This window comes from Halogeometricum sp. S1BR25-6 (genome assembly GCF_031624495.1).
GTDB classification, from domain to species: domain Archaea; phylum Halobacteriota; class Halobacteria; order Halobacteriales; family Haloferacaceae; genus Halogeometricum; species Halogeometricum salsisoli.
In genome coordinates, this window is the sequence record NZ_JAMQOP010000004.1 from 251,266 (window position 1) to 275,139 (window position 23,874).

At 64.0% G+C, this 23,874-nt stretch carries 18 protein-coding genes; 12 read left to right on the forward strand and 6 right to left on the reverse strand.

Going from position 1 to position 23,874, the window contains the following annotated elements; translation table 11 throughout:
- Positions 1-512: 512 nt before the first annotated feature.
- Entirely contained in the window at positions 513-1,487 is a 975-nt protein-coding gene (locus NDI76_RS18485; RefSeq protein WP_310925643.1) for a formyltetrahydrofolate deformylase, read from the reverse strand.
- 582 nt (positions 1,488-2,069) lie between these two features.
- On the opposite strand from NDI76_RS18485, the gene folP reads away from it, so the two are divergent.
- The 6 genes from folP (at position 2,070) to NDI76_RS18515 (ending at position 9,897) form a co-directional block, all read left to right on the forward strand.
- On the forward strand, positions 2,070-4,478 hold the full coding sequence (gene folP / locus NDI76_RS18490; protein ID WP_310925644.1) for a dihydropteroate synthase: 2,409 nt from the start codon (positions 2,070-2,072) through the stop codon (positions 4,476-4,478).
- 680 nt (positions 4,479-5,158) lie between these two features.
- Positions 5,159-6,385, forward strand: a complete 1,227-nt coding sequence (locus tag NDI76_RS18495) for a DUF8073 domain-containing protein (protein ID WP_310925645.1) — start codon at positions 5,159-5,161, stop codon at positions 6,383-6,385.
- A 153-nt stretch (positions 6,386-6,538) separates the two neighbouring features.
- Positions 6,539-7,405 carry a methylenetetrahydrofolate reductase gene (locus NDI76_RS18500; protein WP_310925646.1) on the forward strand — a complete coding sequence of 289 codons (867 nt, stop codon included), beginning with the start codon at positions 6,539-6,541 and terminating at the stop codon, positions 7,403-7,405.
- 149 nt (positions 7,406-7,554) lie between these two features.
- Entirely contained in the window at positions 7,555-8,799 is a 1,245-nt protein-coding gene (gene glyA / locus NDI76_RS18505; RefSeq protein WP_310925647.1) for a serine hydroxymethyltransferase, read from the forward strand.
- Positions 8,800-9,214: 415 nt separating this feature from the next.
- On the forward strand, positions 9,215-9,472 hold the full coding sequence (locus NDI76_RS18510; RefSeq protein ID WP_310925648.1) for a hypothetical protein: 258 nt from the start codon (positions 9,215-9,217) through the stop codon (positions 9,470-9,472).
- Entirely contained in the window at positions 9,469-9,897 is a 429-nt protein-coding gene (locus tag NDI76_RS18515) for a type II toxin-antitoxin system VapC family toxin (protein ID WP_310925649.1), read from the forward strand. The genes NDI76_RS18510 and NDI76_RS18515 overlap by 4 nt, the downstream gene beginning before the upstream one ends.
- 398 nt (positions 9,898-10,295) lie before the next feature.
- Here the strand turns inward: NDI76_RS18515 and NDI76_RS18520 are convergent, their stop codons facing one another.
- The 3 genes from NDI76_RS18520 to NDI76_RS18530 form a co-directional block, all read right to left on the reverse strand.
- Positions 10,296-10,697, reverse strand: coding sequence for a nuclear transport factor 2 family protein (locus tag NDI76_RS18520; protein WP_310925650.1), 402 nt, complete (start codon positions 10,695-10,697; stop codon positions 10,296-10,298).
- A 481-nt stretch (positions 10,698-11,178) separates the two neighbouring features.
- Complete coding sequence (locus NDI76_RS18525) at positions 11,179-12,552, reverse strand: aminomethyltransferase family protein (protein ID WP_310925651.1); 1,374 nt, start codon at positions 12,550-12,552, stop codon at positions 11,179-11,181.
- A gap of 496 nt (positions 12,553-13,048) precedes the next feature.
- Positions 13,049-13,708: a helix-turn-helix domain-containing protein gene (locus tag NDI76_RS18530; RefSeq protein WP_310925652.1), complete on the reverse strand. Its 660-nt coding sequence runs from the start codon at positions 13,706-13,708 to the stop codon at positions 13,049-13,051.
- Between the two features lie 549 nt (positions 13,709-14,257).
- On the opposite strand from NDI76_RS18530, the gene NDI76_RS18535 reads away from it, so the two are divergent.
- The 3 genes from NDI76_RS18535 (at position 14,258) to NDI76_RS18545 (ending at position 17,731) form a co-directional block, all read left to right on the forward strand.
- Complete coding sequence (locus NDI76_RS18535; RefSeq protein WP_310925653.1) at positions 14,258-14,425, forward strand: hypothetical protein; 168 nt, start codon at positions 14,258-14,260, stop codon at positions 14,423-14,425.
- A gap of 778 nt (positions 14,426-15,203) precedes the next feature.
- Positions 15,204-16,295 (forward strand): tyrosine-type recombinase/integrase, encoded by a 1,092-nt coding sequence (locus NDI76_RS18540; RefSeq protein ID WP_310925654.1) that lies wholly within the window; start codon positions 15,204-15,206, stop codon positions 16,293-16,295.
- Positions 16,296-16,618: 323 nt separating this feature from the next.
- Positions 16,619-17,731 (forward strand): endonuclease/exonuclease/phosphatase family protein, encoded by a 1,113-nt coding sequence (locus NDI76_RS18545; RefSeq protein WP_310925655.1) that lies wholly within the window; start codon positions 16,619-16,621, stop codon positions 17,729-17,731.
- A 92-nt stretch (positions 17,732-17,823) separates the two neighbouring features.
- Here the strand turns inward: NDI76_RS18545 and NDI76_RS18550 are convergent, their stop codons facing one another.
- Positions 17,824-18,885: an isocitrate/isopropylmalate dehydrogenase family protein gene (locus NDI76_RS18550; protein ID WP_310925656.1), complete on the reverse strand. Its 1,062-nt coding sequence runs from the start codon at positions 18,883-18,885 to the stop codon at positions 17,824-17,826.
- On the opposite strand from NDI76_RS18550, the gene NDI76_RS18555 reads away from it, so the two are divergent.
- Positions 18,872-19,855: an NAD(P)-dependent oxidoreductase gene (locus tag NDI76_RS18555; RefSeq protein WP_484494591.1), complete on the forward strand. Its 984-nt coding sequence runs from the start codon at positions 18,872-18,874 to the stop codon at positions 19,853-19,855. The two genes, NDI76_RS18550 and NDI76_RS18555, sit on opposite strands and share 14 nt — an antisense overlap.
- Positions 19,856-19,917: 62 nt before the next feature.
- On the opposite strand, the gene pdhA is transcribed toward NDI76_RS18555, so the two are convergent.
- The gene (gene pdhA, locus NDI76_RS18560) at positions 19,918-21,033 is read right to left on the reverse strand and encodes a pyruvate dehydrogenase (acetyl-transferring) E1 component subunit alpha (protein ID WP_310925658.1); all 1,116 of its coding nucleotides are present in this window, start codon (positions 21,031-21,033) and stop codon (positions 19,918-19,920) included.
- A 207-nt stretch (positions 21,034-21,240) separates the two neighbouring features.
- Here pdhA and NDI76_RS18565 point away from each other — a divergent pair, with 207 nt between their 5' ends.
- Together NDI76_RS18565 and NDI76_RS18570 are read left to right on the forward strand one after the other, a co-directional pair.
- Positions 21,241-21,942 (forward strand): TVP38/TMEM64 family protein, encoded by a 702-nt coding sequence (locus NDI76_RS18565; RefSeq protein ID WP_310925659.1) that lies wholly within the window; start codon positions 21,241-21,243, stop codon positions 21,940-21,942.
- Between the two features lie 191 nt (positions 21,943-22,133).
- On the forward strand, positions 22,134-23,858 hold the full coding sequence (locus NDI76_RS18570; RefSeq protein ID WP_310925660.1) for an ATP-dependent DNA ligase: 1,725 nt from the start codon (positions 22,134-22,136) through the stop codon (positions 23,856-23,858).
- The last annotated feature ends 16 nt before the right edge of the window (positions 23,859-23,874 follow it).

A 23,874-nucleotide genomic window follows, 5' to 3' on the forward strand; every position in this document is an offset into this window, starting at 1 on the left:
GACCTCCGAAACGCTCGTCCCGAATCGGTCTTTAGAAGCCCGCTATCCCAAAAATTGCCCATTTTCGCAACCTCACGAACATCTCAAACATAAATTAACGGATTCGTGATATTTTGACACGGCGGCGGTCGCAACTCAGTCGCGAGCACGAACGGAGAGATAGCTCCCGCGGGCAGCGGTATCGTCGTGCCTCCTTCGAGAGTGCGAGCTTTCGTTCGCGTCGCGCGCGGGCATCTCACCGGCCGGTCGTATCGTTCGAGTTCGCCAACTCCGAACTAAGCGAGTCCGAGGTCACCTACGACGGCCGCGTCGGTCGGACGGATGACCGTCTCCGGCACCGGCTACAAAGTCGTCGGCCGGCGTCCCCGTCGTCGACTACCTGTGAGTATCGTGAGGTGACCGAGAGACGCACGACGGAGTCACGCTCGAAGAAGAAGCCGAAGCAGAGAACGCGAGAAGAGCGCTCACCGTCGCCGCGAGCGAACCCACGAGCGGTCTTTCGGGACAGCGAATCAGTCGTCCGCAGTGGCCGTCTCGTCCAGGTCGATGGACGTCTTGTCGAATCCGTCCGTCGGTCGCTCGGGGATAATCTGGTTGAGTTCCTCGGGAGCGCCGAGTTGCGCATCGCTCTCTTCGGGGTTTTCCAACTTCGTCCGACCGAACTGCACGGAGAGTTCGTCGTTGAGGTGGAGTTGAATCGCCTCGAGGAGCGCCTCGGCTTCGAGCGGTTGCCCGAGCCGTTTCATGTCTTCCTCCGTGGCGTCCGGCGGGATGTTGAACGCACGCTGCGTGATGATGGGTCCTTGGTCGAGGTCCGTCGTCACGTAGTGGGCGGTGACACCGGCGATACGGGCACCCTCTTCGAGAGCCTGCCTGTACGCGGCGGCGCCGGGGAACGCGGGGAGCAGACTCGGGTGAACGTTGATGATCTGGCTCTCGTAGCGGAAGACGACCTCGGGCGAGAGGATGCGGATGAAGCGCGCCAGCGCGATCAGGTCGACGCCGTACTCGCCGAGCAGGTCCAGCAGTCTCTCTTCGTCGGGAGTCCCCTTCTCGTCGCCGACGTCGTGGAAGGGAACGTCGTACTCCGCCGCGAGCGGTTGGAGGTGGTCGTGGTTTCCGATGACCACCTCGATGTCCGCGCCGAGGTCGCCGTTGGCCTCGGCTTCGAGCAGAACTTCGAGGCAGTGACTCTCCTTGGTGACGAGCACGGCGATAGACCGGCTCTGACTGTCGGACGGGAACTCGATCTGCATGTCGACGCCGAAGTCGTCGCCGAGGCCCTCGAGGTCCTCTCGGAACTTCGATCGAGCCGTGACCATCTCCGACGTATCGACCTGCATCATCATCCGGAACGTCCCGTCTCGGACGGCCTGGTTGATGTCGAGGATGTTGACGTTGCGCTTGAACAGGAAGGAGGTCACCTCGGCGATGAGGCCGGTGTCGTCCTCCCCGATGACGGTTATCTCGGTCCAATCGCGGCTCATACCGGGTCCCTCCTCCGACCGCCGCCGTCCGTTCCGTTCTTCGTTCGACGCGTCGATCTGTCGGAGAGAGCGTCCGTCTGCTCACCGAGCGACGGGTCGTCGTCCGCCGAAGCGGACCTCCGAGTTTCTATGTCGAGCATTCACATCGCATTTCTGGGTCTCCGGTCATTAACCTTGTTTCTCCTGCTAGCACCGGAATACGTTGTGTTTCGTAGCACATCACGTGACGGAATTGACACGCTCCGGACGCCGGGCGTGCGACGAACGCTCCGAAGCGGTGCCTGTAGTAGCGTCTGCAAGTCATCACTCACTTGGCCGCACGTCAGCGCGCGGTCGGATGAGTGGACAGTTGCAGACGCTACTATAGAGGACACGCCAGTACGACGCCGTCCGAACCGATTTGCGCCCGGTCGCGTACGTGTTCGGCGGACGGTGGGACAGTCGAAGACGATACGGCTCCATCTCGGAGCACTCGTGGGCACCCGCGTGTCGACGAGGAGCGTGGTCGCGGGCGTTTCGAGGTGGTTTCGCCCGGTACGGGTGCGGCAATAAATTAATACAGGCACGGCATCCCTACGTGGTATGGACTACCACGAGGCGGTCGACTACTTGGAGAGCTTGGACCGCTCCCGGCCGAAACTCGGAACGGAGACGACCGCCAGGATGCTGTCCGCTCTCGGCGACCCTCACGAGCACGTCGACCACGTCCAGATAGCGGGGTCGAACGGGAAAGGGAGCACGGCGGTGATGCTCGAACGGATACTGCGAGAGGCGGGTCTCGACGTCGGACTCTACACGTCCCCGGACCTGAACGACTTCCGCGAACGCGTCCGGGTCAACGGGCGGAAAGTGCCGAAAGACCACGTCGGGTCGTTCGTCGAGGAGATCGAACCGTGTATCTCCCGTCTGCGCGACGAAGACGACTGTCCGACTTACTTCGAGGTGCTCACCGTGCTCGCACTCCAGTACTTCGGGGCCGAAGACGTCGACGTGGCGGTGCTGGAGGTCGGTATCGGGGGTCGGTACGACGCGACGAGCGTGGTCGACCCGGTGGCGAGTGCGGTCACGAACGTGAGTTTGGAGCACACCGACATTCTCGGCGAGACCGTCCAAGAAATCGCGCGGGACAAAGCGCAGGTCGCACCCGACGGGAAACGACTCGTGACGAGTGCGGGCGGCGAAGCGCTCGAAGCGATCCGGGCGGAAACCGATGTCGTCACGGTGGGCGGGACCGAGGCCGACGTCGTCGCTCAAGAGGGGGAGATGCCCTCGCGCATCGAAACGTCCGTCTCTATCGTCGGCCCGGACTGGGACGTCGCCGCGAACCTCCCGTTGCCGGGGGAACACCAGGCGACGAACGCCGGGGTCGCGGCGACGCTCGCCCGACGGGTATCGGACGCCGGGACGCCGGCTATCGAACGCGGTCTCCGCGGCGCCCACTGGCCGGGTCGATTCGAGATACTGTCCACCGAGCCGCTCGTGATTCTGGACGGCGCCCACAACCCGGCCGCGTGCCGAACTGTCGCAGACCTCCTCGACCGGTACGAGTTCGACGAGACGCACCTCGTCTTCGGGGCTATGACGGACAAGGACCACGCGGAGATGGCGGACGCACTCCCCGAGGCCGACGCGATTCGACTCTGCCGGCCGGAGGTCAGTCGGGCCGCCTCCTTCGACGCACTCTCGGACGCGTTCGCGTCGCGTTCGACCGACATCGCGCGGGACGGCGCGGTCCAAACGGCCGTCGAGCGGGCACTCGACGCGGCGAGCGAGGACGACTGCGTGCTGATTACGGGTTCGCTGTACGTCGTCGCCGAAGCTCGCAACCGCTGGACGCGGCTTCAGATTCCGAAGCGGGTAGATACGCTCGACGCCGCACGCTCCGTTCTCGCAGAGTCGTCCGTCGACGAGGAGTTCGCCGGAGACGTTACCACGCACGCGTTCAAGACCTGGCTGTACGACGGACAGGCGGAGTACTTACAGCGTCTGATGCAACGAATCGGCGGAACGTGCGTCCTGCCGGAGACCGATTCTCCCGGCAGGCACGTCCCCGCCGTCCTGTCCGGAACCGCCGCACAGTACGAGCGTCTGGCCGACGAAGTGCGTCGCGGTGATACGGGGCTTTCACACACGTCTGACCGGTTCAGAGACATCGTCGACGGCGGAGATACGACCGACCGGAACCGGCGCCCGTGGGGCGCCGACACGGCAGTCATGGGCGTTCTGAACGTGACCCCGGACAGCTTCCACGACGGCGGTCGGTACGAGCAGGTCGAGGACGCCGTACGGCGAGTCCGCGAGATGGTCGCCGCGGGCGCAGACGTCGTCGACGTCGGCGGCGAGAGCACTCGACCCGGGGCCGAGCCGGTTACGGTCGAAGCGGAGATCGAACGCGTCGTCCCGGTTATCGAACGCATCTCCGACGTTGCGGTGCCAATCTCCGTCGATACGAGGCGGGCCGCCGTCGCAGACGCCGCCTTGGATGCGGGCGCGGACGTGATCAACGACGTCTCCGGGTTGGCGGACCCGAACATGCGCTTCGTCGCCGCCGATCACGACGTGCCGATCGTTATCGCGCACAGCGCGGACGCTCCGGTGGATCCGAATCACACGGTAACGTACGACGACGTCGTCGAAGACGTAACCCGAGAGCTCAACGAACGGGTGTTGCTCGCCGAGAAGGCGGGGCTGAGTCGCGATCAGATCGTCGTGGACCCCGGCCTCGGCTTCGGGAAGTCCGCCGCGGAGTGTTTCGAGTTGGTCGATCGGTTAGGGGAGCTACGCGCTCTCGGGTGTCCCATCCTGGTCGGCCACTCGCGCAAGTCCATGTTCGAACGCGTCGACTGCAGTTCCGCCGAGCGGCTCCCACCCACGATAGCGACCACGACGGTAGCGGCCGAGCGAGGAGCGGACGTCGTCCGCGTTCACGACGTCGCGGAGAACGCCGCCGCGGTCAGGACGCGTCGCACGATACGCGGCACGGACGGCTGACGACCTCTCCGCGCTGGAGGGCGACGGTTCTCGGAGAGCGGTTCGTGGTCCGCGGAGCGGGAGGCATCGACGGGGCCGAACAGACCGGACTCTGCGGACGCTCACCGCATCCGTCTCCGGTCGAGTTTCGGTTCGCAGAAGTGAAGCTAACCAGTACTCGCCCGGATTTCGAGCGTCCGAGAACGAATCCTCGCGTTCCTCGCGTCGCGTCTGAACCCGTCTTCTTCGGATGTGATCGTGGAATCCGATTATCTATCGTTATTTTTACTGTCGTTTAGCGGATTAGCGCGGTCGTTCGCGTTTCGGCGCTCGGCGTCCCGACTCGCGAACGTTTTGATCGGGTTCGAGGTACGCTCCGAGCGGGCTATCCTCGGGACTCCCTCGGGCGCGTTCCAGACGCCGTCAGTCGTTCGTCGTCCGATGGTTCGAAGTTTCGAGACGACGAATCCGGACAGTTTTAGTTTTTTCGGTTCGTGGTTAGTTTTTGATGGACGTAGCGTCGGCTGGAGCGTGCGGATTAGCGCGGAACGGCCTGCTTAGGAGTCGTCCTCGGTTCCGCGAGCAGTGCTGATTCGCTCCCGCAGCGAGCGATGAGCGGTCCTCTCAGAACGGGCTGTTAAAAGGGTGCGCTATTCCCCACGTACGATTATGCTTGAGAGTGTGTTACGGTCTATCAACACATGTCACTCGGAACCTGCTTCGACCTCCTCTCTCGAATCGTCGAGCGGTACGAGTCAGACGGGGGGTCGGTACGGGCAGTCGAGACGACGACGACGGACGACAACCGAGCGGTTCGGGCGACGATTACCGTTTCGGTCGCCGTTCCTGGTTCGGAAAGCGGACGGAAGCCGACGCTCGTCGCCGAATCGGCGTCGGTCAACGACGAGGGTGACGTTGAGGTTTCGTTCTCCGCGTCGAATCTCACGGACGTCGCGGAACACACCGAGATGTCCGTCGACGCCGAGGTTCGGGAGGCGTCGAGCACCGACGACGGCGAACTCGTTCTCACCGTCGGAGTCGTTATCGAGCCGCTGACCGGCGCTTCTGAGGCGACCGCGGCGGACGACGCCGACATCGATACGGACGCAGATGCAGACGAGACTCGGGTGACGTCCGAGGAGAGTTCGGACGGCGCCGAGGAGACAGTCGAGAGCGGTGTCGAGGCGTTCGACGACGACGAGACGGAAGAAGACCGAACCGAGGCGGCCGGGTGCACCGGGGACGACCCGACGCCGTCGCCGTCCGTCGCCGAGGAACTCGCGGCGATTCGGGACGAGTCGGTCCTCCCGTGCGAGGACGTCGAGTATTTGGAGCGGCTCTACGAACGCTGTGAGACGTTCACGGAGATGACTCGGCTGATCGAGATGGACGTCACTTCGGAGACCGTCAGACGCTACATGATCGAGGCCGGCGTCCACTCTCCGACCTCCTACGACACGACCCCCCGAACCCGGGAGTCGGAGAGCGGGAAGCCCCGGCTCCGAAAATCCGATACCGACGAGCGGGACGCCCCGAAACCCGACGCCGGCCCGTCCGCGGTACACGGCGCGGATGCCGACTCGCCGGAGGCGGACCCCGACGAGCGACGGGAGTCGGAGGGTGATTCCTCGCCCGAGACGACGCCCGAACCGTCCCCCGACGCGGTCGGCGCGGAGAAACTCGTCACCGACGGTATCGGACTGCCGAACCGAGTTCAGATTCCGGACGTCGTCGACGCAGTCACCGTCTCGGTGACTCTGTACGGGTTCGCGCGGCGGCTCGACCTCGAACAGGAGGACGCACGGGAACTCCTGCGGCAGCTGAACCTACTCGACTTCGTCCCCAGACGACTCCCGGCGGGGCGGAAACAAGAGATATCACACGAAGACGTCGCCGAACAGATCCGCCGGAGCACGGGGAGCGCGTAGGCCGGCCGTCGGCCCCGAACCGGCCTCGGCCGTGGCCAGCGCAAGCGACGACCCGAACTCGGACGACCGCTCGGGTCCGTCGCTACTACTTAAATGGGTGCTGTGAGTCACCCGCAAAGGGAAGTGATTCCACACGAATCTTTGGCACAAGCAATGTCCTTGAAATCCGAGTCGAAAACGGTCGACGACGTCGACAACGTTGAACTCCTCCTCGGGAACACCCGCTACGAACTCATGCCGTTCGAGAGCTTCGACGAGGAGATAGCTCACCTCCCGGACGGGGCGACGATTGCCATCACGACGTCGCCACAACTCGGCATCGACCGTACCGTCGAGAAGACCGAGATGGCGGCCGAACGGGGATACGAGGTCGTTCCGCACATCGCCGCCCGCTACGTGGAAGGCCAAGAGCATCTGGAGGAGATCGCCCGCCGACTCACCGAGGCGGGCATCACGGACATCTTCGTTCCCGGCGGCGACCGCGAGGAACCGGCCGGCGAGTTCGAGTCGGCGTACGACCTCCTCACGGCGCTCGATAGGACCGAGTACGAGTTCGAGGAGGTCGGCATCACGGGCTACCCCGAGGGTCACGCCTTCCTGGACGACGAGACGCTCCGAGAGTCGATGGTGCGGAAGGAACCCTACGCGACCTACATCGTCACGCAACTCTGCTACGACCCGGAGACGGTGCTCGAGTGGATCTCGGACGTGCGCGACCGCGGGGTCGACCTCCCGGTCGAGGTCGGCATCCCGGGCGTGATGAAGTACCAGCGCCTGCTCGAAATCTCACAGAAGGTCGGCGTCGGCGACTCGATCCAGTTCCTGAAGAAAACGACCGGTATCCTCGGATTCATCCGCCAACTCATCGGTTCCCGAGGGACGTACAAGCCGGACAAGCTTATCGACGGCCTCGCACCCTACGTCGCCAACGAGGCGTACGACATCCGCGGCGTCCACATCTACGCGTTCAACCAGACGGCGGACCTCGAGTCCTGGCGGCTCGAACGCCTCGAACGGTAGCGCTGCTCGCGCCGCCGCGCCGCGAGTCGAGAGCCGCTTTCGAGGAACGCGCTTTCATTCTCGTTCGCGCGGTTCAAACACGATCAGTTGCTCGTCCGTCATTTCATGTCTGCGTGTAGACTATTAGGCGGCGGTTCCGAGACCTGTACATGTCGTACGACACCGTCCGCGAGACGGATTCGACCGCCGCGGAACTGCTCGAAGGAGAGCGAGCCAGACAGAACGACACGCTGGCGATGATCGCCAGCGAGAACCACGTCTCCGAAGCCGTCATGGAGGCCCAAAGCTCCGAGCTGACCAACAACTACGCCGAGGGGTATCCGGGCGAACGCTACTACGGCGGCTGCGAGGTCGCCGACGAAATCGAGCAGTTGGCGATCGACCGCGCGAAGGAGTTGTGGGGCGCCGAGCACGTCAACGTCCAGCCCCACTCGGGGTCGCAGGCGAACATGGCCGTCTACCTGGCGATGCTCGACCCGGGCGACAAGATTCTCTCGCTCGACCTCACGCACGGCGGCCACCTGAGTCACGGCCACCCGGCGAACTTCGCCGGGCAGGTGTACGACGTCGAGCAGTACGAGGTCGACCCCGAGACGGGATACGTCGACTACGAGGGGCTTCGGGAGATAGCCGAGTCGTTCGACCCGGACGTGATCGTCTCGGGCTACTCCGCGTACCCCCGCGAAGTCGACTTCGAGCGGGTCCAGACGACCGCCGACGCCGTCGGAGCGTACCACCTCGCGGACATCGCGCACATCACCGGATTGGTCGCCGCGGGCGTGCACGAGTCCCCGGTGGGCGTCGCTGACTTCGTGACGGGGTCGACGCACAAGACCATCCGTTCCGGCCGGGGCGGCATCATCATGTGCGGCGACGAGCACGCCGACGACATCGACAGCGCAGTCTTCCCCGGTACCCAGGGAGGGCCGGCGATGCACAACGTCGCCGGCAAGGCCGTCGGATTCGGCGAGGCGCTGGATCCGGCGTTCGAGCGGTACGCTCGACAGACCGTCGACAACGCGCAAGCGTTCGGCGAGCGACTGCAGGAACACGGGCTCAGCCTGGTCTCCGGCGGCACCGACAACCACCTCGTACTCGTCGACCTCCGACCGTCACACCCCGACACGACGGGGAAGGAGGTCGAATCCGCGCTGGAGGAGGCGGGGGTCGTCCTGAACGCGAACACCGTTCCCGGAGAGACGCGGTCGGCGTTCAACCCGTCGGGAATCCGGGCGGGGACGCCGGCCCTGACGACCCGCGGGTTCGACGAGGACGCCTCCCGGGAAGTGGCCGATCTCGTCGCCGAACTCGTCGAGTCGCCGACGGAGGACGTCGTCGCCGACGTGAGCGACCGCGTCGACGACCTGGCCGCGCGGCATCCGCTGTACGACTGAACGCCGGAGAGTCGGTCGTGGGAACGTCTCTCAGGACGCCGGCCGCCTCAACGGGTTTCGTCCGCGCTACCGGAGTCGTTCTCGCCGTCCGGGTCGTCGACCACGTAGGCGCCGAACTCCTCGACGGAGCCCACCGGCGGTGCGCCGAGTGCGAGCCATATCTGCGTCGACTCGCCGGTGTGTTCATCTCGCCGGGGTTGACGAACACTTGATTGGTGCGCACCTTGGTCGCGCCGAGGGGGCGCCTGAGATTTTTCATATCGGTCTCGCAGCTCTGCTTAAAACCTCATATGCAGACAGAAGTTGCGTACGAAATAGAGAGGATGAGTTCAGCAAACTTTGGTTGTGCCAGTGGTCCGGTGGCAAACTTCACCCAGTAGTATGCTCTACTAAAGAGCATGACCAGTCGGTGAAGATGGACGACGACACTAAGTCTCGGCTCGAACGGTTGCAGGCCGAGATTCGGCTGAAGGTAGGAAGACGAGTGACACAACAGGAAATCTTGGCACGGTTCGTCGAACAGGCCATCGAGTCCAAAGCGGATCTCATCGATTCGTTCCGAGAGGAACGTGTTCCCCTCGCCGAGTCCGAGCGCGAGAAGTTCCACGATGGGATGGTCTCGTCCGGAGTCTCGACGAGCGAAGAAGACATCGACGACATGCTGTACGGATGAGTGTCTTCGTCGATACTGGCGTGTTCTTTGCGCACCACGATACGGATGCTGACCGGCACGATCAAGCCGTCAGTGCGTTCGAGGAGTTGCTTGATGGGGAACACGGACAGCCGTACACGAACGACTACGTTTTCGACGAGACCGTGACCTTCACACGCGCCCGAACAGGGTCGTTCAAGGCTGCGGACATCGTCGCTAGTCGTATTCTCGGAGAAGACTCCTTCCCTCATGTCTTCGAGATGCTTCACGTCGAACCGGACGACGTTCGGACATCGCTAGAAACGTTTCGTCGATACGACGATCACGACCTCAGCTTCACTGACGCGACAATAGTCACTCTGTGTGACTCGCGTGGTATCGATGCTGTGCTGAGCTTCGACACAGATTTTGACGGACTCGTTGAGCGTATCGAGCCAGGGTACTAAGAGGTGACTCGCTTAGAGAGTCACACGCAAATCCTGCTGAAGCTGCCGAACACGCACGGAACAGACAGAGGATGCATACAGCAGAGCAGGTGGCTCCTATCGACCGAAGCGAGAACCGAATACTCAATTCCACCTCGAAAGACGAACGCACAGCTGACAAGGATACCGAGAAGGTACGAGAGTAGCAGGTGCGAATTGGCACCGAGACCGACGGATTCTGAGAACTGAAATAACGCCGGTATCGTGGAGTCTTGGAAAACAAAGAGCGTTGCGAACAGATAGAAAAGCGCACTTGAAAGGAGATGTATACCGCACAGGAGATACGCGAGTGTACTGCAACGATCGAACCGGTGGTCACCGAGGCAATAAAAAGAGGACGACCACAGTGGCTCTCGACCTTACTCGGTGAGAGCCTGTTCGAACTGTGCTGTATCGGTGTAATGCTGGACTCGCGTGACACGGCCATCTTCCATGTCCCACACGTGTGCAAACGGCACAGTAAGGGTCTCGCCCGCCTTGACGGCTGTTCCTCGGTGGTGACCGAGCGCAACGACTGTCTGTCCAGCCTGGAGGATTCGGTCAGGTTCAACCGCAAAATCAGCAATATCTGAAAGGAGGCGTTCGAACATGCTTCCAACCGCTTCGGGGCCGTGATAGGTGCCGCGATAGCGCGATCCTTCAGGTTCGATCCACTCGATCGTTTCATCGAAGAGTTCCATCACTGCCTCGAAATCCCGTTCGTTGAATGCTTTGTACCCCTCACGCAAGGCGTCAGCGTTGTCCTGTTGTTGTGTTGCCATTGGTCAGTTACCTCCCTGGGCTTCGACCTAATAGAGAGTGCCCGTCATTGTGAAGTGGTAACATTTTCACTCCAGAGCTGTATAACGAGTATTCGGGTGAATCTGATAACGGAAAGAGGTAACGTGCTGCATTCGCGCTCTCCATTCAGTGGAGCCTCAGCAAACGATCAGTGACGGAGGATTTCAACAGAACCGGTCTTGCAGGTCTGAAACGACGTCTTCGATACGTCCGTCAGGTCGACGATCGCGAAGCCGCCTCCCATATCTGGTGACTGGGCCACGCTCGACGAAGATGTGCCAAGCGAGAGCGACGCCGATTTTCCGATGTCGTTTCCCGCTGATCGGAATGTATGCTAAGGCGCACCGAGTGCGATCGAGTCCCGTGGCTCACGGTCGGAAAAAAGAGAATGGACGGCTGAAGGCGATGGGTCGACGTCGGCGTCGGTGCCGACGCCGAACGCGGCGCGGACGCCTCGGTCGATCAGTCGTCGCTGGCTTCCTGCGCCGCGCTGAGTTTCGCCTGTTCGCGGGCGCTCGGGTTGACGGACTCCTTGAACGGAACCTCGGCGACCGTGGCGTAGACGGAGTCTTCCCCGTCTTCGGCGTACTCGTCGGGGAGGTGCACCTCGAACTCGATGTCGAGGTCCTCCTCGTAGATTTCGTCGTTGAGTTCCGCTCCGGTCTCGTTCTGGAGTTTCTCCGCGGGAACGAACCCGAGTCCGATGTTCGTCTCGAGTTCGGGGTTCCACCACGGCGAGGTCATGTACCCGCACTCGTTGCCCGTGTCGGGGTCGGAGACGATCCAGAAGTCCGGCGCGTAGTCGCGGATCGGTTCGCCGGCCATCTTGAGACCGACCATCTTGAGGTTGAACGGGTACTCGCCGCTCTCGATCTGTTCTTTCTGCTCCTCCAGCGCCTCCTTCCCGATGTAGTCGCCTTCCTTGTCGTCGGGAACTTGGTACCCCAGGTTCACCTGGAACGGCGAGGTCTCGTGGTCCATGTCCTGACCCCACGAGAGGATCCCGGCCGCGATTCGGCGGTGGTGACCCGGAGCGATCTGCATCCCACCGTGCTCTTTGACGGTGTCGAGCACCGGGTCCCAGACGCGTTCGGCGTTCTCCATCGCGTCTTTGACGTATATCTCGAAGCCTTTCTCGCCCGAGAACCCAGTCTGACTCACCAGCACGTCGGCGCCGTTGATTTCGGCGTCCATCAGACCGTAGTAGGGAATCTCGCTGACCTCCTCGCCGACGACGTCGATCATCACGTCCTCGGAGAGCGGACCCTGAATCTGCATCGGGGCGACGTCGATCTCGTCGATCTCGACGTCGAAGTCCATTCCGACGTTGACGCCCTGCAGCCACTGCATGAGCGTGGAGTCCGAAATGGAGAACCAGAACTCGTCGTCCTCGACGCGGAGAAGGATCGGGTCGTTGAGGACCCCGCCGTCCTCGTTGCAGAGGATGACGTACTTGCCCTTCATCGTGTCAATTTCGGTGGCGTCACGCGTGATGACGTAGTCGGTGAGCGCTTCGGCGTCCGGGCCCTTCACGCGAATCTGGCGCTCGACGGCGACGTCCCACAGGGTGACCTTCTCGGTCAGCGCTTCGTACTCGGCCATTGCGCCGCCCTCTTCGGGTTCGACGAGGCCGCGCGGGTGGTACGTTCGGTTGTACACCGTGCAGCGCCAGGCGCCCTCTTCGTTGAACGACTTGTCGAAGAACGGCGACTTCCGCACGCGGGTCGAAACGAGCATCTGGATTCCCGGGTCTCCGCTCTGGCGGAGGTTTCGGGGCAGTACGCGGTCTGACTGGTCGACACCCGGATGGTTCGGGTGTTCGGCATCCTCTCTCATAGCATTCAATCCAACAGGGTAAACCTAGATAAAAGACGGTGTTCAACACGTCTATCCTTTATATCCCCTCCCGGAAAATCCACGGCGTTCGATGGTAGTTCCGAGCCGAACACGGTGACGGGAGATACCGACGAATCCGCCCCTCGTCCGTCGTAGGTCGTCCAACAGGGCGCCCGAGAGTTATCGACCGAGAGGACGACCAGAGAGCGACGCGGAGATGCCCACCGCGCGTCCTTCGGTCGGAGAACAACGGGTCACAGTCGGGATGTGACCGCCGCGAGGGTCCGCAGCCACCGTCGGCCGTCGATACAGGATGCCGGTCGACGCCGTCTTCAAGTCGCGGAGAGCGGAGTCCGATACGTGGCGAACGAACTGCCGCCCGTCTCGGACGTAGGTGCACCGCTGTTCGCTTCCGGTGTGTCGTGAGCGGGGTGGACGGGGGCGGCGCAGGTTGAGTAGTCGGTCGGTGGTGTAGCCGTTCTCCGGGCGCGGTCGTTCACTCTTCGTCTTTCGGCTCAGCGATCGTCGCGGCGATGAGGTTTCGCATCCCGCGTCGGAGTCGGCCGCTCATCGCCGTCGACGATAACCCCATCTCCTCGGCGACTTCGGTCAGCGAGATGTCCCGCGGCTCCTGGAAGTGTCCCTTCTCGTAGGCGGTTTGGAGAGCGGTCCGCTGTTCGAGGGTGAGTCCGTACGAACTTTCGCCTCCCGCGCTCTCGTTTCCGTAGATTTCTATGATCTCGAGCGAAATGTCGTTCTCGCGAGCGTACTGCCACACCGAGTTGAGCGCCTCTTTGTCGGGGAGGAGAAGCCGGACGAGCCATCCGTTTCCTTTCGTCTCCGTGTGGGCCAAGAAGCCGTTGACGTCCGTCACGACGGCGCTGATCAGCTTCGTTCCCTCGGCGTGTTCGATGTAGTAGATGCCGCTTCCGTCGTCCCAGTCGACGAGTTTGTAGCTCGCGACCGTCGGATCGTCGTCCAGCGCACTCTCCAATGACTCCCGGTCGTCGCACTCGACGAGGAAGGGAAAGACGGTCGTTCCCGGATTGGTCGTTCCTTGAGAAATGACTCTGATTTTTACGTCGTCGAGGGACCGAAGCGTCGGAACAAGCGCGAGTCGGTCATGTCTGATGTGGATCTTTGCTGTTATTGACATAGATATAGTTCGTTTTCCGGTCGATAGGGTCGCCCGCGCGCCCGTACCACTCCTACAGGCTCGACGCCTTCGGTTTTTGCGCGCGTGTGTGTCTTACTATCCATGCTCCGATGAGTACTAATGTGAATATATACATGTATCTTAAACGCATCTATTGAAGACAATGTTGCCGATTAGTGGGTGCCTCGCGATTTCGGAGCGGTATTCGAAGAAGTAGCCATACCCGGCGGAGGGGCGCTACGAACGAACAGGGCGGAATAGAAGGCGACGAGAATGGGGCGTAGAATATACCGACCGATATATATCATAGCAGTGTGTTACCTCGTGTGACGGGGTCGAACCTAGGACCCTCGTGCGGGGTAACCCACGAGTGAACGGGAGAACCCGTTCCCGCCACCCCATCGAGGCGTCCCGTCTCCGGTCGGCTGTCCGAAGCCGCCGTCCGCTTATCGGTCCATCAGTAACAATTATACGAATTCTTTCATACTAAATACCCCGTAGTTGTACGCGCTAGCGGCTAAGGAGGGGCAGCCGTAAGCAGTAGTTGCAATGAGTGAACTGACCAAGTTCAACGCGGACGTTAGCGAGAAGGAGAATACGAATTTCTATCTACCTGCGACGGCAGTTTCGCCCAGCCTCGACCGCATCAGCAACGTCGTCGACGACCTGTTCGACCTCCACGGAGTGGTGCTGGTCCCCGATACGTACGACAAGTAAGTAGCGTCTGGGACCACTTCGGCCGGTTCGGCGTATACTACTCCGTCGCTCGATTTGCTTCGATTTCAGCGGTCGAGGTCGGTGACGCTTTTCCCTTCAAAGACCTCGGCGGGACTACGAGATGGCACTCACTGAGTACCGCTAACAGCGGCTCTACTCCGCGAACAACTCGGGCTCGAAGAACTTCGTGCTGCGGTTCTTCTGCCTGCATGCGCGTATCTTCCGCACTCGATTTGGAGGACGGTTACGCTCCCGGTACGGTTCAAGCTCACGAGTGGATACAACCGGTCACCGGTAGCGACGGCGAATACGGCTCTGGCACTGTTGAAACAGCGGGCTGTACTGAACTCTATCACGCATGCGCGATGGACCGCGAACGGCGGTGCCGTTTCGACGACGAGTGTTCGACGCGATTAGCTAAAACACCGAATCGGACTGCGGGCTGACCCCGTAATCGAATCTTCCCTTCTTCCCAATTCGAGAGAAGACACGCACTACAGTCGCTCTGCAAGCAGCGTAGTCTCGAACTCCATGGAGGGTGTTTCTGTATATCATCATAAAGTTTATTAGTCTGATCTGAGACGCTCAACCACGGAATCCAGTAGGTAGAAGAATTGTCCGTGGTGTCTCGTGGTCGTGAGTATTCACTTACGTGTAGGTCACTACACGTACGTAGAACTAAGGGGGTCCACGCTGTACCCTCATCCTATCCGATGGTACCGACGAAATCCAGGGGCTACGACCCGCGAAATGCGATTCCAGCGCGACGGAGAGTTTCGTGACCGTCGACGACTCAGAGGTCTCGGAGGCTGTCGACCGCTACCTCCGCGCCAGCGGGGACTCAGACCAGTACCGTCACACCGCGGAGACGGTCCTCGAACAGTTCACCACCTGGCTCCGACGCCGCGATCTCGAGACCTTCGACTCCTTCGAGAGCGATGGCGAGCAGATTCTTCGCCGGTACGCCGACCGACTCAATCAGCGCGTCCGAGCCGACGGCATCGAAGCGTCGACGGCAGGGATGTACTACGACGTCGTCAGCGGCTTTCTCGGCTACTGCGTCCGCGACGGCGTTCTCTCGCGAAACCCGGCTCTCACGGAGCGCGCTCGCGAACCCCTGCCTCGCGACGACGAAGACCGCACGCAGCAGTTCTGGACCCCCGAGGTTCGTCGAACGCTCGTCGAGTACGCGAACGACCGCGCGTACGAAGCAATCGAAGCGGACGGTCTCGACGCGATGCGGAGCGTCCGAGACCGCGCGTTCGTTCACGTCCTCGCGTACACGGGCGTCCGAGGGGCGGAGGTCTTCCGCGTGAGCGGCGACGACCGCTCGGGTCGGCAAGGACTCACCTGGAAACGGGTAGACACGGACTCGTGGACGTTCCGCGTGTGGGGAAAATCGCAATCGTGGGAGGATGTCTCCGTACTCGAACAGGCCCGCGAGTCCGTACGGCAGTGGAAACGCGTGCAGAATCCCCCGACTGACGAGTGGCCGGTGTTTCCAACCGGACACGCACCGTCGAAGTACGCGGCGGTCCGCGACGCGCGCGACGACGCCGACGCGCTTCTCGACGACGCTGACGTCGACGAGGTCCTCCGCGAGTACGAAATCGCGCCGCCGGCGGTCACGACTCACGGCGCGCGTCGGGTCCTCGCGCGAATCGCCGACGATGCCGGCGTCGACGTCGACGGTGAGGCACCGAAGCTACACGGTGCTCGTCGCGGTCTTGGGGACGCGCTGTTCCGCAAAGACCGAGGACTGGCGTCCGACGTTCTACGGCACTCCAGTCTCTCCGTGACGAAAGCGGCCTACTCGCACATCGACGCGGCGGAACGGGGCGAGGCGGCGAGCGAACTTCTCGACGAGTAGTTCGACCCGACTGCGAGGCCTCTTCGCGCACCAGTCACGAACATCGGAGGGTCACCGGAAGCGCCCCCGTGAATCGTCGAGTGATGCGTCCTCGGTGTGGGATTCAAAAAATTCTCGAAATTAGATAGTAGGGATTTTAATGTGAGTTCGTTGTATTAACACGGTCGATGCCACTATTCCAAACGAGACGAGCGTTGCTCAAGACGATAGGCGGCACGGCGACTGCCGCCGGGTTGACCGGTACTGTCAGCGGTCGACAGCGAGCGGAGAATCGAAGTCGGAACCGGAATCGGCGACGTGGGGTTCGCTACGCGGCCTTCAACGTGATCGAACTGGAGACGGAGCAGGTCCAAAAACAGGGAGACAAGCAGGCGGAAGCGGCCGCCCGAGTCGTGCAAGAAGCTCAACCGGACGTGCTCGTCGTCAACGAACTCACGAACAACCTGCAGGAGGGCGAACACACCGACACGGCGAACATCGACGCATTCGTCGAGAACTATCTCAGCGTCCCGCAACGGGACGACCTCGACGGCATCGACTACGAACACACGTATCAGCCGACAAGTAACACGGGCGTCCTCCCCGATGAGGACTACGACTTCAACAAAGACGGAGAGGCCGGTGCGCGGCCCGGCGACGCGTTCGGATTCGGTGAGTTCCCCGGACACTACGCGTTCGCGGTGGCGAGCACGTACCCGATCGAGGAGTCCGAGATACGGTCGTTCCAGACGTTCGAGTGGGCCGATATGCCCGACAACCTCATTCCGGTGAAAGGCGAGGAAGGCGTCGTCACGGACCCCGCGGACGACGAGACGGCGCTCTACCTCACCGAAGACGAACTCGACGTCTACCGACTCTCCTCGAAGACGCACGTCGACGTCCCGTTCCGGGTCAAAGGGGGAACGGTCCACGGTCTGTTCGCGCACCCGACGCCGCCCGGTTTCGACGGCGTAAACAACTTCAACGGGAAGTGGAACCACGACGAGGTCCGGTTCTTCGCGGATTACGTCGCCGGCGAGGACTACATCTACGACGACGACGGCGTACACGGGGGTCTCGACGACGACGCCTCGTACGTTCTGATGGGCGACATGAACGCGGGACCGGGACGTGGCCGAGACGCCCGTCCGCTCCAACCCGCACAGAAGTTCTTCGTCGACAACGACGACTTCAACACCGACCGTCTCCCGACGAGTTCGGGCGGGTTCCAGCACGGTCTTCCCACGGCGACACGCTTCGGCGGTGACGTGGAGGGAGTCGTCGAACTCATCGACTACGTCCTTCCGTCTCCCGACCTCTCGCTCCGAGACTCGGCGGTCGTCTGGCCGAGCGAGGCCGCGACGGAGGACGGCCTCCTGGATGACGTCGACGAAGCCTCGGACCACCGACTCGTCTGGGCCGACATCGCGACGAATCCCGGTAACGGAAAAAAGTAGCCGCGTTCCGGTGAGAGCGAGCGGTGAGACGGGACGTGCGTTCGTGACCGGAGTCGGAGGCCGGCGACGTGCGTCGCGGCCCCGGTCGCGCCTCATCCGAGCAGTCGGGTCCGGAGGTCCGCGACGACTTCCGCGGTCGTCCCCTCGCCGCCGATGTCCGGCGTCCGGGGCGCCGACGAGTCCGCGAGTTGCGCCGCGACGGCCCCCCGGAGGGTGTCGGCGGCCTCGTCTTCACCGAGATGCTCGAGCATCATCGCACAGGAGAGCACGGTCGCGAGCGGATTCGCGACGCCGTCGCCTGTGATGTCGAAGGCGCTCCCGTGGACCGGTTCGAACATCGACGGGTTCGTCCCCGTCGGGTCGACGTTCGCGGAGGGCGCAAGCCCGATGCTCCCGGAGATAATCGCGCCGAGGTCGGTCAGGACGTCGCCGAACAGGTTCGACGCCGCGACGACGTCGAACTCCTCGGGGCGGCGCACGAAGTCCATGCTCGCGGCGTCGACGAGCAGTCGTTCGACCTCCACGCCGGGATAGTCGGCGCTCACCTCCTCCACCACGTCGTCCCAGAACACCATGCCGTACGCCTGCGCGTTCGACTTCGTGACGTTGGTCAGTTTCCCGTCGCGGGCGGCCGCCGCCTCGAACGCGGGCCGGAGGAGTCGTTCCGTCGCCTCCCGCGTGAACACCGCGCTCTGCACCGCGACTTCGTTGTCGGAACCCTCGTGTTCCCGGCCGCCGACGTGCGCGTACTCCCCCTCCGTGTTCTGCCGGTAGACGACGAAATCTATCTCGCCGGCGTCGTACCCGCGGAGGGGACTGTCCACCCCCTCGAAGAGGTACGAGGGGCGCTTGCAGACGTGCTGGTCGAACCCCTTCGTTATCGGGAGGCGCAGTCCGTGCAGGGTGACGTGGTCGGGGACGTCCGGGTGCCCGACCGCGCCGAGGAGAATCGAGTCGTGGGCTTCGAGACGGTCCAGTCCGTCCTCGGGCATCATCCGACCCGCGTCCAGATACCGCTCGCTCCCCCAGTCGTACTCCGTCACCGCGAGCGTCGCGCCGTGCGCCTCGGCCGCGTCCCGGACGAGCGGAAACGCCGCCTCGACCACCTCTCTCCCGATGCCGTCGCCGGGTATCACCGCGATGTCGTGGGCCATCGGCCGAACGTCTCCCGTCGGTTCCAAAAGTACACCGACCGGGCGGGCGTCGGGTTGGATTCGCGCCCGAGAGTTATTGGAGGCGGCCGCCCACGGAAGGCGCATGGACCGAATCGGACTCGTCGGCGCCGGCTACATCGGAACGGAGTTCCTCGACCGACTGCTCCCCGACCGCGAGGTGACGGTGTACGACGTCGACGACCGACGGGTCGAAGACGCCGTCGACCGCGGCGCGACGGCGGCCGACTCCCCGGCGGCGGTCGCCGAGGGAACCGATGCGGTGGTGATGGCGGTGCCCGGGACGCCGGAGGTGGAGGCGACGATGGAGGGCGAAGACGGACTCGCGGGGTCGCTCTCGCCGGGCCAACTCCTCGTCGACGCGACCACCACGCACCCCGACACCTCGCTCGCCTGCGAGGAACTGTGCGCCGACGCCGGCGCCGGGTTCGTCGAGGCGCCCATCACCGGCGCCGCGCCGCGGGAGGGCTATCAGATGATGGTCGGCGGGAGCGAGGAGCACTACGCGGCGGCGACGCCGTTGCTCGACGTGCTTTCGGACGCCCACGTCCGCGTCGGCCCCGTCCCCGACGGAACGATACTCAAACTCGGCCTCCAGATGCGCTACGCCGGGCGGCGGGCGCTCGACGCCGAGATAGTCGAGTTCGCCCGCGACAACGGCGTCGACCCGACGCTGTTCGCCGAGTTCTTCGGCATGGACATCCCGGAAAATTTCGTCACCGGGGACTTCACGCGGGACGTCGAGGGGTTGGGCGCTCGGGCCATCTGGGACAAAGACATCGGGTACGCGCGGTCCGTCGCCCACGAGGAGGGGACGGCCCTGCCGGTGAACGCCGTCGTCCACGAGGCCTTCCGCGCGACCCGACGCCTCGCCGACGACGAGGAGAAGGACGCCTCGGCGCTCATCCGGTACTGGATGGCGCTCAACGGCGCCGAGGACCGATACGAGTAGCGCTGTCGTCGCCCGTGAGTCCACGAATGACTGCGGCGGGGGCCGAAACGGCCGGTCGGCGGCTACTCCCGCAGGAACGACTCGTCGCCGTACTTCTCACGCAGGTCGTGGAAGCGTTCGCGCTGTTCCCGAATTCCGGGCGTCGCCTCCGCGTAGGTGTAGTCGAACATCGACTCGGGGTCCGCCTCGAACGACTCCATCCGGTCGACGGCGTCCGCCAGCGCCTCGGTTATCTCCGCTTCCATCTCCTCTCGCCTCTGGTCGTCGAGGTGCCTCCGGTCGCGGAGGAACGTCTCGAAGCGGTCCAGCGGGTCCTTCCGCTTCCACTCTTCAACCTCCTCGTCGTCGCGATAGACCGAGGGGTCGTCGGCCGTCGTGTGCGCGCCGAAGCGGTACTGCACCGCCTCGACGAGCGTCGGGCGGGGGTGTTCGCCCGAGTCGTCCAGCGCTCGCTCGCGGGCGGCCCGCGTCACGACGTACGTCGCCAGCGGGTCCATCCCGTCGACCTGAACCCCGTCGAAGCCGTACGCCGTCGCCTTCTGCGCGAACGTCTCGCTCGCCGTCTGGCGCGCCCGCGGCGTCGAGATGGCCCACTGGTTGTTGTTGCAGACGAAGACGGCGGGTACGTCGTACACGCCGGCGAAGTTCATCGCCTCGTGGAAATCCCCCTCGCTCGTCGCGCCGTCGCCGAAGTGCGCCACCGCCACCCGCGACTCCTCTCGCAGTTTCATCGCCATCGCCGCGCCGACGACGTGCGGGAGGTGGTCGGCGATAGCGATGTTTAGCGGGAATATCTCCAACTCCGCCAGCGCCGCGTTCCCCGCCTCGTGACCCGCCCAGTAGAGGAGATACTCCCACGGGAATCCGCGGCCGACGACGGCGCCGTGCTCGCGGTACTGATAGGAGACGAGGTCCTCGGGGGCGAGCGCGTACGTCGACCCCATCTGCGACCCTTCCTGCCCCGCGAGCGAGGAGTACGTCCCGATGCGACCCTGCCGCTGGAGGCTGATCATCCGCTCGTCGAACCGCCTACAAAAGAGCATATCGCGGTACATCGAGACGAGCGTCTCCGCTCCCAGGTCGGGCAGGAGGTCCGGCGAGACGACGGTCCCGTCGGCGTCCAGTACCTGCACCGTCTCGTCGGGTTCGCGCGACAGCACGTCGTCACTCGACACCATCGTTCTCACTGTCACGGACGACGGGTAAGAAACGTCGGGTCGGCGAACTTCCGGGTCCGAGGCGGGCGGCGCCGCGTACCGTTCGCGTCCCACCCCCCTCGTTTCCGACGTTCTTCGGGGTCCGGTCTCGCGGAACCGTCGCTTCACCGGTGGGAGCGCGCACCCCGGCGAACACATTGAAGTCCGTTCGCGCACCCTCGTCGGCTAGTGAGGCTGTTCTCCTCGGCGGCGGCCCGACGGCGGAGCGCGGCGCTCCTAGTCGCCGTTGCGGCGGCGCTGGCTGCGCTGTACGCGGGTCTCCGGCGCTACGCGCCGTTCGTCCTCCACCCCGAGGAACTCCGCGCGTGGATCGAGGGGTTCGGCGTACTCGCGCCGGTCGTCTTCGTCCTCTTTCAGACGGTGCAGGTCGTCGTCGCCCCGATTCCCGGCCAGGTCGTCGCGCTCGTCGCGGGGTACCTGTTCGGTCCGGTCGCGGGGACCGTCTACAGCCTCGTCGGCGTGCTCCTCGGGAGCGCCATCGCGTTCATGCTGGCCGACCGGTACGGACGGGGCTTCGTCGAGGAGGTGCTCGACGAGGAGGTGGTCGAACGATTCGACGGGTTCGTCGACCGGGTCGGGGTTCCGGGTCTGCTGGCGTTCGTCGTCATCCCCGGCCTCCCGGACGACGCCATCTGTTTTCTCGCCGGAATCACGAACTGGCGGCTCCGAACGTTCATGGCCGCCATCACGGTCGGACGGCTCCCGGCCTACGTGCTCACCGTCTACGCCGGCGGCAAACTGGCGAGCGGACGGTTCGTCGGCGCGATGGCCATCTTCGGCGCAATAGTCGCGATTTCCGTCGTCGGCTACGTCAAGCAGAAGACGATACGAAACCTCGTGCGGCGGTTCGCGGAGCGCGCCTCCTTCTGAGGCTCCGAGACGCTATAGTAGCGTCTGCAACTGATTACTCGTCCGACCGCACGCCGTCGTACGGTCGAGTGTGTGAAGACTTGCAGACGCGACTATAATACCCCTCGTTGCCCCGACGGCGGTCCGGTCTTCCCGTCCCGCGACGGGGTGACCGCGAGGGCCTTTTGTCCGTGCTTCCCCTAGCGCGCCCGATGGAGTACGCCGCCCTCGTCGACGTGTACGACCGCCTCGCGGCGACGGCCTCGAACAACGAGAAGCGCGATATCCTGGCCGAGACGTTCGCCGGCGCCGGCGACCTCCTGCCGCGACTGGTCGTCCTCGCGCGGGGGCGACTGTTCCCCGCGTACGACCGCGGGGAACTCGGCGTCTCGTCCAGTCTCACCTTGGAGGCCGTCCTCGCCGCGACCGGCGCCGCGGAGGACGCGGTGCGCGAGCGGTGGCGGGAGACCGGTGACCTCGGCGACGCGGCGGCGTGGGCCGTCGACAACGGCGGCCAGCAGACGCTGTTCTCCCGCGATTTGACCGTCGAACGCGTCCACGACGACCTGCGCGGACTGGCCGACTTCGAGGGGGAGGGGAGTCAGGGGCGGCGCGTCGATGCCCTGGCGGGACTCGTCTCCGACGCGACGGCCGACGAGGCGCGCTACGTCGTTCGGACCGCCCTCGGACACCTGCGCGTCGGCGTCGGCGAGGGGACGATTCGGGACGCTCTCGCCGTCGCGTTCCTCGACGACGGGGGAGAATCGGTCGACGCCGTCGAGCGAGCCTACCAGGTGACGAACGACTTCGGCGTCGTCGCCGAGACGGCGCGCGGCGGCGGGGTCGAGGCCCTCCGCGAACTCGACGTGGAACTGTTCAGACCGATTCAGTTGATGCTCGCCGAGAAGGCCGAGACGCTGGCCGAGGGTCTCGCCGACGCGGCGGGGGACGGCGGGGAGGCGGTCCACTGCGAGTACAAGTACGACGGAATCCGGGTACAGATACACGTCGACGGGGACGAGGTGCGGTTGTTCACGAGGCGTCTCGAAGAGGTGACCCTCCAGTTCCCGGACGTCGTCCGCGCGGTTCGGGAGGGCGTCGCGGCCGACCGGGCTATCTTCGACGGCGAACTCGTCGGGTACGCCCCCGAAACGATTCGGGAGAAGTCCCGCTCGCCGGTCGTCTTCCAGACGCTCTCTCGACGGGTCAAACGCGAGTCCGACATCGAGGCGATGGTCGGGGAGATTCCCGTCGTCGTCCACCTGTTCGACTGCCTGTACGACGGCGAGACGACGCTCGACCGCCCGGCATCAGAACGGCTGGAACGCCTCGGCGCCGCGTTCTCGTCGGTCGCGCCGGACCCCGAGGGGGGCGTCGCCGGACTCGAACGGGCGACGTCCGCGTCGGCGTCGTCCGAGGACCCCGATTCGGCGGCGACGCTCTACGAGGAGGCGTTGGAACGCGGTCACGAGGGGCTGATGATGAAGAACGCGACCGCGGCGTACCAACCGGGGCGGCGCGTCGGGCGCATGCTGAAACTCAAGCCGACGATGGAACCGCTCGACCTCGTGGTGACCCGCGCGAAGTACAGCGAGGGCCGACGGAGCGAGTGGCTGGGTCGGCTCTACCTCGCCTGCTACGACCCCGAGAGCGACGAACTCCTCGAAGTAGGTCGACTCTCCACCGGCTACACCGACGAGGAACTGGCCGACCTCACCGAGGAACTGGAGGCGCGCATCGTGAACCGGGAGGGCCGCCTCGTCGAACTGGAACCCGAGGTGGTGCTGGAAGTCGCCTACGAGGAGATACAGTCCTCCTCCGAGTACGACTCGGGGTACGCGCTCCGCTTCCCGCGCTTCCTGAACGTCCGCGCGGACCTCGGCCGCACCGACGCGGATACGATAGAGCGGGTCGAGTCGCTGTTCGACTCGCAGTGAACGACCCCGTTCGTCC